Source organism: Alkalicoccus luteus, assembly GCF_012034335.1.
Taxonomy (GTDB): domain Bacteria; phylum Bacillota; class Bacilli; order Bacillales; family Salisediminibacteriaceae; genus Alkalicoccus; species Alkalicoccus luteus_A.
Genome location: NZ_JAATHJ010000008.1, coordinates 46455 through 60012, shown reverse-complemented (window position 1 = coordinate 60012; position 13558 = coordinate 46455). Strand labels below are relative to the sequence as shown.

General features: G+C 53.4%; 15 protein-coding genes. 2 read left to right on the top strand and 13 right to left on the bottom strand.

The features are described from left to right. Nucleotides 1–41 precede the first annotated feature (41 nt). Nucleotides 42–413: an ATP synthase subunit I gene (locus HCN83_RS07350; protein WP_168005915.1), complete on the bottom strand. Its 372-nt coding sequence runs from the start codon at nt 411–413 to the stop codon at nt 42–44. Further along, nucleotides 397–648, bottom strand: a complete 252-nt coding sequence (locus HCN83_RS07345) for an AtpZ/AtpI family protein (protein ID WP_168005913.1) — start codon at nt 646–648, stop codon at nt 397–399. Before HCN83_RS07345 ends, HCN83_RS07350 begins: the two co-directional genes overlap by 17 nt. Nucleotides 649–970: 322 nt before the next feature. On the opposite strand from HCN83_RS07345, the gene HCN83_RS07340 reads away from it, so the two are divergent. Further along, nucleotides 971–1162, top strand: a complete 192-nt coding sequence (locus tag HCN83_RS07340) for a hypothetical protein (protein WP_168005911.1) — start codon at nt 971–973, stop codon at nt 1160–1162. Between the two features lie 165 nt (nt 1163–1327). On the opposite strand, the gene upp is transcribed toward HCN83_RS07340, so the two are convergent. The 11 genes from upp to prfA form a co-directional block, all read right to left on the bottom strand. After that, a complete protein-coding gene (gene upp / locus HCN83_RS07335) occupies nt 1328–1957 on the bottom strand; it encodes a uracil phosphoribosyltransferase (RefSeq protein ID WP_168005910.1) in 630 nt (209 codons plus the stop codon). 218 nt (nt 1958–2175) lie between these two features. Beyond that, nucleotides 2176–3441: a serine hydroxymethyltransferase gene (gene glyA, locus HCN83_RS07330; protein WP_168005909.1), complete on the bottom strand. Its 1266-nt coding sequence runs from the start codon at nt 3439–3441 to the stop codon at nt 2176–2178. Between the two features lie 225 nt (nt 3442–3666). Next, nucleotides 3667–4377 (bottom strand): ABC transporter permease, encoded by a 711-nt coding sequence (locus HCN83_RS07325; protein ID WP_168005908.1) that lies wholly within the window; start codon nt 4375–4377, stop codon nt 3667–3669. Further along, entirely contained in the window at nt 4374–5225 is an 852-nt protein-coding gene (locus HCN83_RS07320; protein ID WP_168005907.1) for an ABC transporter ATP-binding protein, read from the bottom strand. The genes HCN83_RS07325 and HCN83_RS07320 overlap by 4 nt, the downstream gene beginning before the upstream one ends. A 106-nt stretch (nt 5226–5331) precedes the next feature. Then, nucleotides 5332–6303, bottom strand: a complete 972-nt coding sequence (locus HCN83_RS07315; protein ID WP_168005906.1) for a LytTR family transcriptional regulator DNA-binding domain-containing protein — start codon at nt 6301–6303, stop codon at nt 5332–5334. A 202-nt stretch (nt 6304–6505) separates the two neighbouring features. Further along, nucleotides 6506–7045, bottom strand: a complete 540-nt coding sequence (locus tag HCN83_RS07310; protein ID WP_168005905.1) for a TIGR01440 family protein — start codon at nt 7043–7045, stop codon at nt 6506–6508. A gap of 13 nt (nt 7046–7058) precedes the next feature. Next, complete coding sequence (gene rpiB / locus HCN83_RS07305; RefSeq protein WP_168005904.1) at nt 7059–7499, bottom strand: ribose 5-phosphate isomerase B; 441 nt, start codon at nt 7497–7499, stop codon at nt 7059–7061. Between the two features lie 5 nt (nt 7500–7504). Further along, nucleotides 7505–8170 carry a low molecular weight protein arginine phosphatase gene (locus HCN83_RS07300; RefSeq protein ID WP_168005903.1) on the bottom strand — a complete coding sequence of 222 codons (666 nt, stop codon included), beginning with the start codon at nt 8168–8170 and terminating at the stop codon, nt 7505–7507. 164 nt (nt 8171–8334) lie between these two features. Next, a complete protein-coding gene (locus tag HCN83_RS07295; protein WP_168005901.1) occupies nt 8335–9387 on the bottom strand; it encodes an L-threonylcarbamoyladenylate synthase in 1053 nt (350 codons plus the stop codon). A gap of 142 nt (nt 9388–9529) precedes the next feature. Continuing rightward, entirely contained in the window at nt 9530–10384 is an 855-nt protein-coding gene (gene prmC / locus HCN83_RS07290) for a peptide chain release factor N(5)-glutamine methyltransferase (RefSeq protein WP_343033669.1), read from the bottom strand. A 10-nt stretch (nt 10385–10394) separates the two neighbouring features. Then, a complete protein-coding gene (prfA, locus tag HCN83_RS07285; RefSeq protein WP_168005897.1) occupies nt 10395–11462 on the bottom strand; it encodes a peptide chain release factor 1 in 1068 nt (355 codons plus the stop codon). A gap of 192 nt (nt 11463–11654) precedes the next feature. Between prfA and HCN83_RS07280 the strand changes: the two genes are divergently transcribed. Continuing rightward, nucleotides 11655–12983, top strand: coding sequence for an FAD-dependent oxidoreductase (locus HCN83_RS07280; RefSeq protein WP_168005895.1), 1329 nt, complete (start codon nt 11655–11657; stop codon nt 12981–12983). The last annotated feature ends 575 nt before the right edge of the window (nt 12984–13558 follow it).

Here is a 13558-nt window from a genome sequence, read left to right as displayed (position 1 = left end):
CTTTGATGCATTTCAGACGGTTCCGCTTTGCAAAAGCCGCACTACTGGAAATGTTTTTTTTGGAAAATGGGATCAATCAGAAGAATGACATACGTAACTGCGAGGCCTGCAATTACACCAATCATATCGAAATACTGGGGAAAAGCTTGCGCAATAACTAATGCGATGATGACACCAACCATCCTGCCGAGCGTTCCGATAGAAAACCTGTACCTGCCCGAAGCGTGCGAATCAAGAACCCGCTTCGTCTGGAAATATGTACTGATGAGATTCAACAGGCTTACTGCCGTGCCGAATGCCATTCCAAGGAAAAACGTCGAAAACGACGTCACCGCAGCAGTCATGAGCAACAGGACGATGATAACCGCCGTGTAAATTGTGTAGCGTCTGGCAAGGTTATACATCATGGTCATCGTTGTCCTCCGTAAATCTCATCACTGTGGTGTAAATGCCGTACATCGCTGTGATCAGTCCCGCCAGAAGCAGGGTGATCAGAAATACGCTGCCGGTCCCTAGCCATTGATCAAGCCATCTGCCACCAAAGACACCTAACAATACCGCTCCTATAATGTAGGAAGATATCGTCGACATAAGCGCAAAGGCTTTCAAAACGGATCGATAAGGTGATCGCTTTGGCTCGTTCGGCATACCGCATGACTCCCCGCTCACAAAAAATGGGTTGTTCACCCGATACCCTTAGTCATCGTACAACACGCCCCCCTGTCTGTCAATACAGTGAAAACGTCAACAACGCCGACGTATCAAGGGCTTGTGCAATGTCCGACCGCCTCTTCAGAACCCACCGGATTCCGTCCTTAACCTTTTTCGCACGCCTCCTATTATACATAAGATTGTGAAAAATGTCTTTTATATGTGGGAGAAAATTAAATGTGAATTTTTTGTGAAGAATCAGGCTCTCCGCCTGTGATAGCAGGAAGTTTGTCCGCTTACAGGAAAATCCATTCGGTAAATGAGCGGAAATGTCGTTTACGATTTAGCAAAGAGGGTATGTAAAGTGCTTTTTGGAAGAAGAACACGGTTTGTGGACGCAGCAGCAGTCGCTCATGTTGGCGGCGCAGAAAAAGTTGAACGCTTGCATGCCGAAGTTAATCATTTGCCGGGAGCAAATGATGCTTTTTTCGTTATAACAGTCTTAAGTTGATGCTCGTAAACAGTTACCTGCCAATGATAAAGCTTTCAAAGGGAAAGTTGAAGCTTTCACACGCAAGGTTAATGATTTGCCAGGAAAAGTTGAACACTTTGATTAACCGTTTCTCCTGTCAAAAAAAAGCAGAAGCCCTCGTACAGAGCTTCTGCCTTGCGACTTTTACTTTGTTCCGAACAAGCGGTCGCCGGCGTCGCCGAGACCTGGAACAATATAGCCTTTTTCATTCAGCTTTTCATCAAGCGCTGCGAGGAAGATATCGACGTCAGGGTGGGCTTCCTTCATTGCTTCGACGCCTTCTGGTGCAGCGACGAGACACATGAGCTTGATGTTTTGAGCGCCGCGCTTTTTCATGACGTTGATCGCTTCAATGGCAGACCCGCCTGTAGCCAGCATCGGGTCGACGACGATGAAGTCACGCTCGCTCGTGTCTTTCGGAAGCTTCACGTAATATTCGACGGGCTTCAGTGTTTCCGGATCACGGTAAAGACCGACGTGGCCGACTTTAGCAGCTGGAATAAGTTCCAGCATGCCGTCCACCATGCCGAGACCGGCGCGGAGAATCGGCACGATGCCGAGCTTCTTTCCGGCAATCGTATGGCACGTTGCTTCAGCGACAGGCGTCTGAACCTGCACTTCCTGCAGCGGCAGCTCACGGGTGATTTCGAACGCCATCAGACCGGCGATCTCATTCGTCAGCTCGCGAAACTCCTTCGTGCCTGTTTTTTCGTTACGGATGTAAGAAAGTTTATGTTGAATCAGCGGGTGGTCGAACACGTATACTTTTGCCATCACTATCACGCTCCTCAGCTTCGTTTCCTTTGCGTATTCTACCGTACCAGGCCCCTCTCTGCAAGACGGGATTTAGCCGGCAGGAATGGCAGGACGACGCAGGCACGCCAGATCATTATGCTTTACGCAGCGCGCCCGAAGCCGTTTTTTCTCTTTCTGCCCGCAAAAAGGGGCCGCCCTCCGCAATGGATGGACAGCCCCAAAACAGGGCTTCGCGCCTATTCGTCTTCGTACATTGGGAAGGCAGCAGTCAGCTTCGCCACGCGGCTGCGTGCGTCCTTGAGCACTGCTTCGTTTTCCGGATCCTTCAGTACAGAAGCGATGATTTCGCCCACTTCTGTCAGCTCCTGCTCTTTGAAGCCACGGGAGGTAACCGCTGCAGTACCGATTCGAATACCGCTTGTGACAAACGGGCTCTCCGGATCGAATGGAATTGCGTTTTTGTTAGTCGTTACCGCGACTTCATCAAGTGCTTTTTCTGCTACTTTTCCTGTCAGGTTCAAGCTGCGCAGATCGAGCAGGACAAGGTGGTTGTCAGTGCCTCCGGAAACGAGATCAATCCCGTTGTCCGTGAGCGCTTTGCCTAGTGCCACCGCGTTTTTCTTCACTTGCTGGGAATACGTTTTAAAGTCATCACGAAGCGCTTCCCCGAATGCGACAGCCTTCGCGCTGATCACGTGCATGAGCGGTCCGCCCTGCAGTCCAGGGAAAATCGCTTTATCGAGCTTCTTGCCGTACTCTTCTTTCGCAAGAATCATGCCGCCTCGGGGTCCGCGAAGGGTTTTGTGCGTTGTCGTCGTCACAAAGTCCGCATACGGCACCGGGTTCATGTGGTCACCAGTTGCCACAAGTCCTGCGATGTGGGCCATGTCGACCATCAGGTAAGCATCGACTTCGTCTGCGATTTCTTTAAACACGCTGAAGTCAATTTCACGCGGATAGGCGCTTGCACCGGCAACGATCATCTTCGGCTTGTGCTCTTTCGCCAGCTCGCGCACCGTATCGTAGTTGATTTTACCGGTGTCCGGCTCGACGCCGTAGCCGACAAACTCATACTGCTTTCCACTGAAGTTAACCGGGCTGCCGTGCGTCAAGTGTCCGCCGTGGTTCAGGTCCATGCCGAGCACTTTGTCGCCGTGCTCAAGAAAGGCAAAGTAAACAGCCATGTTCGCCTGGGCACCGGAGTGCGGCTGCACGTTGGCGTATTCTGCACCAAACAGCTGCTTGGCGCGGTCGCGTGCGATGTTCTCCACCGTATCCACGTGCTCACAGCCGCCGTAGTAGCGCTTTGCCGGATATCCTTCTGCATATTTGTTAGTCAGCACAGATCCCTGCGCCTCCATCACTGCACGTGATACAAAGTTCTCGGATGCGATCAGCTCGATGTTATCGCGCTGACGCTTCAATTCCAGCTCCATTGCCTCAAAAAGTTCCGCGTCCTGTGCCTTTACATGACTAAGTGCCTGCTTATCAATCGTTGTCATTATACATGGACCCTCCCTAAGCTCTTCGTAATTAGCTTCATACTGCCCTTCATTTTAACGCCTGCAACTGAAATAAGCAAAGGAATTTACACTCGTCGGACAAATGAACACGCTTTCATTCTGTTTTTCCGCAAAAATATCGCTTCTCAGGTGATATCACACGCAAAAAAGAAGCGAAAAGACGGATGTCTATTCGCTCTTCTAACTCAAACATTCGTTTTTTGTCTACTCCTCGATGAATGTCCGCTTCCGGTAGACAGCGACCGTCAGTACAGCTGCTGCAACAGTCCAACCCGTAATGACAAGCAGGTATCCGGATACGTCAGCGAGGCCGCCTCCCCGGCCGACGGCGGCCGCAATGTATTCCAGCTGAAAGTTCGGTAAGTATTCCAGCCAGGCGGCGATGTCATACTGTTGGAAAAACTCGATGAACAAGCCGCCCATTCCGAGGATGAAAATAACCGGCAGAATCAGGACGGATGCTTCCACGAGCGTCCGGGCGAGCAGGCCGAGCAGCAGACCGACCATTAAATAGAACACGAGTGAAATCGCAAGACCGGCGTACACGTACACTCCTTCCGGCACATAGCCGGTGATCTGCATACAGATGACGAGCGTGGCCGCAGTCAATGCGGCAGCTACCGCGCTTTTTCCCGTTAAAATCTCCGTGGACGTCGCAGGCGAAAGCATGAGAGAACGCAGCGTCTTCTTTTCTTTTTCTTCGGCGATCAGCGCCGTCTGAACAAAGCAGGTGACCGAAGCAAACGTCAGGTTAATGACGAGGTAATGCACGACAAGGGGAATATCGTCCTGGCGTCCAAACATGAGGGCAAAGAGAAATGGCATCACGGCTGTTGTCAGCACGAACATGTTCTTGGAGAGCTCCTTCATGTCCTTTGCAGCGATGGAGTAGGTTCTGACGATGGAAAAATTCATACGAGCTCCCTCCCCGTTGTTTGAATAAAAATGTCTCCGAGCGTGGGCAGATTCGTTTTTACTTCAGCCACCCGGCCGCTGCCGATCCAGTCGGCAAGCTTTGCCGCATCATCCTTCGTCTGCTGCAGGCTGTAAGCCGAGCCGTCCTTCAGTTCGACAGAGATCGTGCCATCGGCGTACGCCTGACGAAGCAGCTTCGGCTTGTCGCTCAGCTGCACCCGTCCGTCATCCAGAAAGGCAACACGGTCGCAGAGCGTTTCCGCTTCCTGCATGTCGTGCGTCGTTAAAAAGATCGTCGTTCCTCGCTCCCTCATTTCCTTCAGTCCGCGGTGAATCCGGCTTGAGCTTGCGGGGTCGAGCGCCGCAGTCGGTTCATCGAGAAACAACAGCTCCGGTTCGTGCAGCACAGCTCGTGCAAACAGCACCCGCTGCGTCATGCCTTTCGAAAGCTTGGAGGCCAGCTTCTTATGATCCCCCTGCATTCCAGTCAGCTCCAGCACCTCATCGATCCGCTTTTTTGGCTGTTTGACGCCGTACAGCTTTGCAAACAGCGCCAGGTTTTCCTGCACCGTCAGCCGCTGGTAGAGACCGCTCGCCTCCGTCATGATTCCGATCCGCTGTAAATTTTCCCGCCGCTTCATTTGCAGCGCCGGCTTTCCGAATACTTCTGCTTCCCCGTCCGTAATTGGCATTTGTCCAGTTAACAGATGAATGGTCGTCGTCTTTCCGGCTCCGCTCGGTCCGAGAAAGCCGTAAATTTCACCGCTTCCAATCTCTACATCCAGTCCGTCGAGCGCTTTTTCCTGCCCGAAGTATTTGCTGACCTGATGCATGTAAATGATACTCATGTGCATTTCCTCCTTGGCTGGTTGATGCTTTCAGCGTAAAAGGAAAGCGGTGCTGCTGCAGTAAAAAGCCGCTGAACAGAGCAGCCCGCAGGCTGACATGAGCAAATCACAGGCCGAAAACCGCGCGCAGTTCGTCGAGTTTCTGCTTGGAAAGCGGCACTTCCGTTTTCACTTTGTTCGCGAGCTGCAGACTGTAGCTGTTGCGCGTCCACGTGATCACTTCTCGGACTTTCTGCAGGTTCACGATGTAGGAACGGTGGCAGCGGAAAAAGCCGAATGACTTAAGTTTTTCCTCGAGTTCCTGCAGGGTATAGGCGCACGGATAGGCTTCGTTATTAATGCATATGTACGAGCGGCTGTCCCGGCTTTCGATATAGTCAATTTCCGGCGGATCAAACAAAACCATCTTATCCTCGAGCTTTGCCGGAATTTTAGAGAAGCGGACTTCCTCTGCAGGGTCGTCACTCTCCTGATCGCCGGTATCGATCGGTACTTCTTTCAATTCCAGTTCATTCAGCCTGTAAATCGTATCCGCCGCGGTAACGGCACTTTCCATGACAGAAGTGAGCAGCAGCACCGCACTCCCGCTATCGGCCAGCTTTCGCAGCTGCGCGCGGATGATTTTTCTAGATTCCGTATCTACGTTTTGCTCCATTTCTTCTATAATATAGACCGAAGCCTGCTGAAACAGCATTTTCGACGCACAAATGCGGCGCTGTACGGAATAGGAAAGCCGGTCAATTCGTTCCCGGTAGCAGTCGAGCAGCTGCATTGCTTCAGCTGCTGCTTTCACTGGGAGATCGGACTGATGCAGCCGTTTATAGAAGGTGAGCTGATCTTTTACCGTGAGCTTCGGGTACAGCCCTTCCTCACGCAGCATAAGCGACGTTTTTCCGGCAGGTATCTCGGATTCTCTCTCGTTTAACACTGCTTCTTTCGACACGATTGCCTGAATCAGCTCCAGCTGATGTTCGCTTGCGGCGTGGCAGGCGGTGATCGCTCCGTTTTGCAGCGGAACCGTCAGCTCCGGCAGCCTTCGTCCTGCACCGGCACGTGGAATAAAGTGAAGCTCAGCCATAACGTTCTCCTCTCCCCGTCATCATTTCCCGGGAAATAGTCGTTTATTTCCTTATTCTACCGCACAGCTAAAAAATGTGCATCGTCGTTTTGCATCCGCAAACAGGAACGTATGTTCTTATTTAGAATTAACAGTATGATTGCGATTGTTTTCAGGCATAAAACAAACCCCCTCAAGTCGTTTTCACTTGAGGGGGTGCTGCTTATTGATAAGAGGCGCGTGCCCCGCCAATCAGCTTCGGGCGGGTGCGCGCAAACGTGACGTGGGCTTCCCCGATCGAGGTTACCGAGGTGCGCACCGGCACGGCAACTTCCTTTAAATGCATACCGATAAACGTATCGCCTATATCGATGCCTGCGTGAGCGCGGACTCCTTCGACGACGACCGGTTCCTTCATCTTCTCATACGCAAGGGCGGCCATGGAGCCGCCTGCTTCGGGTACCGGAACGACAGTAACCGGATCGAGGCGGTACCGCTCCGCTGCCTCTGCTTCGAGTGTGAGAGCACGGTTGATGTGCTCGCAGCCTTGAAACACGAGGTGAACGCCGTACTTTGTCTGAAATGCCGAAAAAGCGTCCCACAGCTCACGCGCTACGTCTGTTGTTCCAGCTTTGCCAATCTTTTTTCCGCGCACTTCACTCGTACTCGTTCCAACGACCAGCAGCTGGCCGGGCTTAAGCTCTGCCTGCTGTTGCAGTTCTTCCAGTGCCAGCGTGACGTCATGCTTCAGCTTTTCTTCCACGGCCGATCCCCTCCTAACGGTTTTCGTATTTCATCATCTTCTCGACGCGCCGCTCGTGGCGGCCGCCTTCAAATTCCGTAGAGAGCCAGACTTTAACGATTTCCTGAGCGATCCCTGGTCCGACGACGCGCTCTCCCATCGCCAGTACGTTCGTGTCATTGTGCTCGCGCGTTGCTTTTGCAGAAAACAAGTCGTGCACGAGCGCACAGCGGATCCCCTTCACTTTGTTCGCCGAAATCGACATACCGATTCCCGTTCCGCAAATAATAATGCCGCGGTCCGCTTCTCCGGAGGCGACCATTTCCGCAGCCGGAATGCCGTAATCGGCATAGTCTACGGAATCAGCAGAATGATTGCCGACATCCTTCACTTCATGCCCGAGCTCTTCAATCACCGGCACGAGCTGTTCCTTCAATGCGTATCCTGCGTGGTCAGATCCAACTACAATTTTCACGTTTGTCACGTCTCCTTTTGCGCTAGCTTTTTGATTAGTTTATCGACTGCTTCTTCAATCTCTTCATACGTCGCATTGTAAATCGCTTCGTCTCCGCCGAACGGGTCGCGGACGTCCATCGACGGCAGATCCCATTCGAGACGGTCGATCGCACGTTGGTGCGGTTCAAGCGCCTGAAGCAGTTCTTCTTCCATCTTCTTCTGCTTATCGGACTGCATCGCTTTTTCATGATTGTATTTATCCACAGCCGACTGATTGTCAGCTACAAAAGCAGCACGCTTCATTTCGATCTGGGCGAGATGATCGCGCAGCTCATCGATTTTATCGAGGGCTTCCTGATCGTCGAGTACATACTCTTTCAGCGTGTAGACGTGCTCCGCCCGCTCCGGGAACTGCTCGATGACGACCTGCTTGTGCGACTCTGTCATCGTCAGCACGAGGTCCGCCCAGCTGAGAAGATCTTCTGTCAGCGACTGCGACTGATGGCTTTCCATCAGATTGTGACGCGCGAGCGCCTGTTTTGCCCCTTCTGAAATCGGCATGCCGTCCATGGCGTGCACACCGGCTGATTTCGCCTGCATGTCTTCATTCTCTCTTTTTTCCATAAATACGGCTTCTGCCATCGGGCTTCTGCACGTATTTCCGGTGCAGACAAATAACACTCTCTCCATCCTGTCACTTCCTTTAATCTGTCTTAATACTAGTCTCATACCCGACGCCGTCCGTCGTAAATCTCTCTTCTATTTTATCACATTTTCCGGTTTTCAGCCGTTATCCACATGTGGATAGCAGCACAAAAAAGCAGAACCCCGGTGCTTCGGGATGCTGCTTCGTGTTAAAGCATGCGATTTTCTGTGAGAACCCGTCCTCCGGCTGCTTTCACGAGCCGGTTCATTACCGCAAAACCGAGATCTTCTCCTGTGATCACCTGCATAAAAATCTGATCGACCTCGGTTTGTTTGAACGTGCGCAGTGCATGGTACAGCTCGCGCGCCACCGTTTCCGGATCTCCATCCGGGAGCACATATTCCCGCTCTGCTCCGCTTTCTCCGGCGAGATCCTTCGTCAAAATGACGCCGACCCGCTCTCCTCGTTCACGGCTTGCACTGATCTGTTCTCGCATAAACGCTGCACTTCCGTCCAGCAGCGTAAGCGGTGCTTCCGGAGCATAGTGGCGGTACTTCATCCCGGGCGATTTCGGCTGGCTGTCCCCGGCAAGCGCCGGATCCACGCCGACTGCGCCGATGACGTTTTCTATTTCTTTCTGCGTCACGCCTCCGGGCCGCAAAATGAGCGGCGGCTCCACCGTACAGTCGATCACCGTTGATTCCAGGCCGACTCCGGTTGGTCCCCCGTCGAGAACGCCGGCGATGCGGCCGTCTAAATCTTCCGCCACGTGCACGGCTCGCGTTGGGCTCGGTCTGCCGGATCGATTGGCACTCGGAGCTGCGACCGGACAGCCCGAGGCGCGGATCACTGCCCTTGCTGCCGGGTGATCCGGAAGACGAATGCCGACCGTCGGCAATCCGGCTGTGACCTTTGTGGATAACGTTCCGTTATGCGGCAAAATAATGGTGAGTGCACCCGGCCAGAACGCCTGCATCAGTTTTTCCGCTGTTTCCGTTACTGCCGCTGCAGCGAGCAGCGCGTCCTGCTCGTCTGCAATGTGCACGATCAGCGGGTTATCTGCCGGCCGTCCCTTGGCTTGAAATACCGCTTCGACTGCCGCATCCGACCTGGCGTCGGCCCCGAGCCCATAGACCGTTTCAGTAGGAAAAGCAATGAGTTTTCCATCGCGGAGCATGGCGCCCGCTTCATCGACTGCCGATTGAAATGCTTTGTCCCCAACATTATCCACAGACCAGTGGACAGTGTGTTGATAATCCATCAGTTATCCACTCCCTTCGATTTATTTAACGTTGTGTTCGTCGTACAAGTCTCTTTTATCTGTGGATAAATTTAACTTATCCACAGAAATTGGGTATAACTTCCGCATATTCCGTGGATAACTTTGTGGAATACCGGAAAAGTTATCCACGGATACGAACAGGCTGCCGAATGACAGATATGATTCGCTCCCGATCGTTGATGTCGCGAAGCACCGTGACGTCCGCTTCCGGAAGCGCATGTTTCATGAGCGACGCGACTGCTTCTCCCTGACCGTCGCCAATCTCAAACGCTGCTATCCCGTCTGCTGTCAGCATTTCCGGGAGCGAGGCGGCAAGCTTCCGGTATATGACCAGACCGTCCTCCCCCGCAAACAGCGCCCCCTCCGGCTCATGCTCGGTGACGTTACGCTTCATAGACTGCCGGTCTCCTTCCGGAATGTAAGGCGGATTGGAGACGAGCACATCAAACGTTCTTCCGGCTACCGGGCTGACGAGGTCACCGAGCAGAAACGTGACGTCTGCCTGAAGCGATGCCGCGTTTCGCTCGGCTGTCGCAAGCGCCCGTTCAGATATATCAACTGCCGTGACAGAAGACTCCGGCAGCTCCAGTGCCAGTGTAATGGCAATGATTCCGCTCCCCGTACCGATATCGACAATGGAAGCATCCGGCTTCCGGCACTGTTCCAGCATGTGCTGCACGAGCTCCTCTGTTTCCGGCCGCGGAATCAGCACATCCGGGTTGACGTGAAAACGACGGCCGTAAAACTGTTCACTTCCGGTGATATGCTGCACGGGCACGCCGGATGCGGCCGTGCGCACATCCTCCATGTACCGTTCCAAAAGGGACTCATCGATCTGGCTGCGCATTTCTGCGAGCAGGCGCGCCCGGCTGTAGCCGGTATGATGCTGCAGTAAAATCGAGGCAATTTCCGTTTCTTCTCCGGCTTCTTCCAAAAAAGAAGAAGCCCGGGAGAGGGCTTCAAACATCATCGTCATGGACATCTCCTTAGTTCGCGTTCTCCATCATGCGGGACTGCTCTTCGATGATAAGTGGATCGATCACTTCATCCAGTCCGCCTTCCAAAATCTGATCCAGCTTCTGCAGCGTCAGTCCAATGCGGTGATCCGTCACGCGGCTCTGCGGGAAATTGTACGTGCGGATCCGCTCGGAGCGGTCGCCGGAGCCAACAGCGGATTTCCGGTGCTCATCGTACTCCGCCTGCGCTTCTTTCTGAAACTTATCATAAATACGGGCACGAAGGACTTTCATGGCCTTTTCTTTGTTTTTAATCTGCGATTTTTCATCCTGACAGGAGACGACGACACCTGTCGGCATATGCGTCAGCCGAACGGCAGACATCGTCGTGTTCACGGACTGTCCGCCCGGTCCGCTTGAAGCGAACGTATCGACGCGAATGTCCTTATCATGAATATCGACTTCCACTTCCTCTGCTTCGGGGAGCACGGCAACGGTCGCTGTCGACGTGTGAATCCGTCCGCCGGATTCCGTCGTCGGCACGCGCTGGACGCGGTGAGCGCCATTTTCGTACTTCAGCCGGGAGAAGGCCCCTTTTCCGTTTACCATAAAGATAATTTCCTTATAGCCGCCGATGCCGGTTCCGTTTGCTTCAATCACTTCTGTCTTCCAGCCCTGCTGGTCGGCGTAGCGCGAGTACATGCGGTACAAGTCCCCTGCAAACAGAGCCGCTTCGTCGCCGCCGGCGGCGCCTCGGACTTCCACGATGACGTTTTTATCGTCGTTTGGATCTTTCGGAAGCAGGAGCACGCGCATCTTTTCTTCCAGCTCCGGAATCTCATCGCCAAGTTCATCCATTTCCATCTTTACCATTTCGCGCATCTCATCATCGAGACTGTCCTGCAGCATTTCCTTTGCTTCGTCGTACTGCTGCTTAATATCTTTATAGCGGCGGTACGTTTCCACCGTTTCCTGCATGTCGGACTGTTCCTTGGAATAATCGCGCAGTTTTTTATTATCGCTGATGACGTCCGGGTCCATCAAGAGCTCTGTCAGCTGATTGTACCGGTCCTCTACTGCTTGCAGACGATCAAACACGTCGCTTCACCTCACCTTAAATTCGCGTCACCTCGTCCATCGGGCAGACGAAGGCACTTTCTATCCTTTTCACAGTATAGGCGTAAACCCCGCGAAAATCAACGGGCAGAGCCGGATTCGAAGCGGGCGCTTGCGTGTTTACGAAAAGTGGGCCGGGGGGTATAGAGAAACCAGTATGCAAGGAGGGATAGCATGAAAGTAGTGATTATCGGCGGAGACGCAGCCGGCATGAGTGCGGCGATGCAAGTCGTACATAAACGGGAGGATGCTTCGATCACCGTATTGGAGCGAGGCGGTATTTATTCCTACGGCCAGTGCGGGCTTCCCTATTATTTAGGCGGGACCGTTGACGAGGCGGAGGACCTGATTGCCCGTCCGGTTTCCTTTTTCCGTGACAAAGGAATCGATGCGAAAACGTATCACGAGGTGACGAAGGTCGAGTCGGACAAGCAGCTCGTCCATGCGTTTGATCATGAGAGCAGCAGCGAGGTGTTGTTCAACTACGACGTGCTGCTCTGTGCAAGCGGCGGCAGTCCGGTGCGTCTCCCTGTAGACGGCGCTGATCTGGAGGGGATTCATACGCTGAAGACGATCCCGGATGCGAAAGCGATTAAAGACGACCTCGGGCAGACAGAGCAGATTACGATCATCGGCGCCGGCTACATTGGACTGGAGGTAGCGGAAAATTACCTTGAGCAGGGTAAAAAGGTTCGCCTTATTAACCGCTCCGATAAGCTCGGCAGCAACTTCGATGAAACCGTGAGCGAGGCGCTGCGCAAAGAAGCAGAAAAGCACGGCATTGAGCTGCACCTGCACGAGGACGTCACGCGCTTTGAAGGAGAAAACGGCCGTGTTGCGCGTGTCGTGACGACAAAAGGCTCCTACGATGCGGACGGCGTCATCGTTGCGGTCGGCATTTCGCCAAACACGTCGTATCTGGAAGGAACCGGCGTCCATCTCCACTACTCCGGAGCCGCGATTGTCGATCCGTACATGCGCACGAACGTGGCCAACATTTATGCAGCCGGCGACTGCGCCACCCAATATCACCGGGTAAAGGAGCAGCACGACTACGTTCCGCTCGGCACGCACGCCAACAAGCAGGGCCGGGTTGCCGGCGCCAACATTTCCGGTGAGCGGAAAACGTTTCAGGGCATTGTCGGAACGGCCATCATGCGCTTTTTCGATCTCACAGCCGGCCGGACCGGCATCGGCGTGAGTGAAGCGAAGGAAACCGGCTACGCCTGCAGCGTGAAAGTGATCGAGACGCATCCGTATGCCGATTATTTCCCGGGCGCCAATAAAATGAAGCTGCAGCTCGTAAAGGATGACGCCAGCGGAAGGCTCCTCGGCATCCAGGCCGTCGGCACGACCGGCGTTGACAAGCGGATCGACGCCGCGTCGGTCATGATTTACAACAACATGACGACGACCGATATTCAAAACCTGGATTTAAGCTATGCCCCGCCGTATAACTCGACGTGGGACCCCGTACAAAAAGGCGCCAGAGCCTTTAAATAACGATTAAAGCCCGCACATTGATGTGCGGGCTTTTCAGAGTGTGAATAAAGTCATTTTAAGTGAATAACGTTGCATCTGCCTGTATCTGCGGACAATCGCTTTCCGGAGGGAACGGCCTCGGCTTTCGCCTCGTTCTGATCCTCGCGGAGTCGAGTTCCTCCGATTTGGCAGCTGGCAGTCCGGTTGAAACGCCTGGTGATGGTTCATACAAGCTTGTTCCATGTGGATGGAACCTTTCGTTAGGCAACGCTTCGATGTCGAATAGGGAGGTACGTCAACGTATCCACCAAAAAAGCCGCAGCGTCAGCGATCGGGACGTTTTTTCTCCATCAAACAAATCCATTTTCCCTTCGTGTCCGGCGTGCCCGTGGAAGCCGCGCCATCCTACGTGCCTTTCTTCCCTTCATACAGGGGTCCCCCTGAGAAATAGCTGAAGCCCAGCCCACGGCAGGCTCGGTAAACAGAGGGGCAATACAATCAATCGAAAAAACATGTAAGTTGAAAGGCTTTTGCATGCATGTATACACGCATGCATAGAAGACTGGTGCTATTCCTTCAATTTCAGCTGCAAGAGT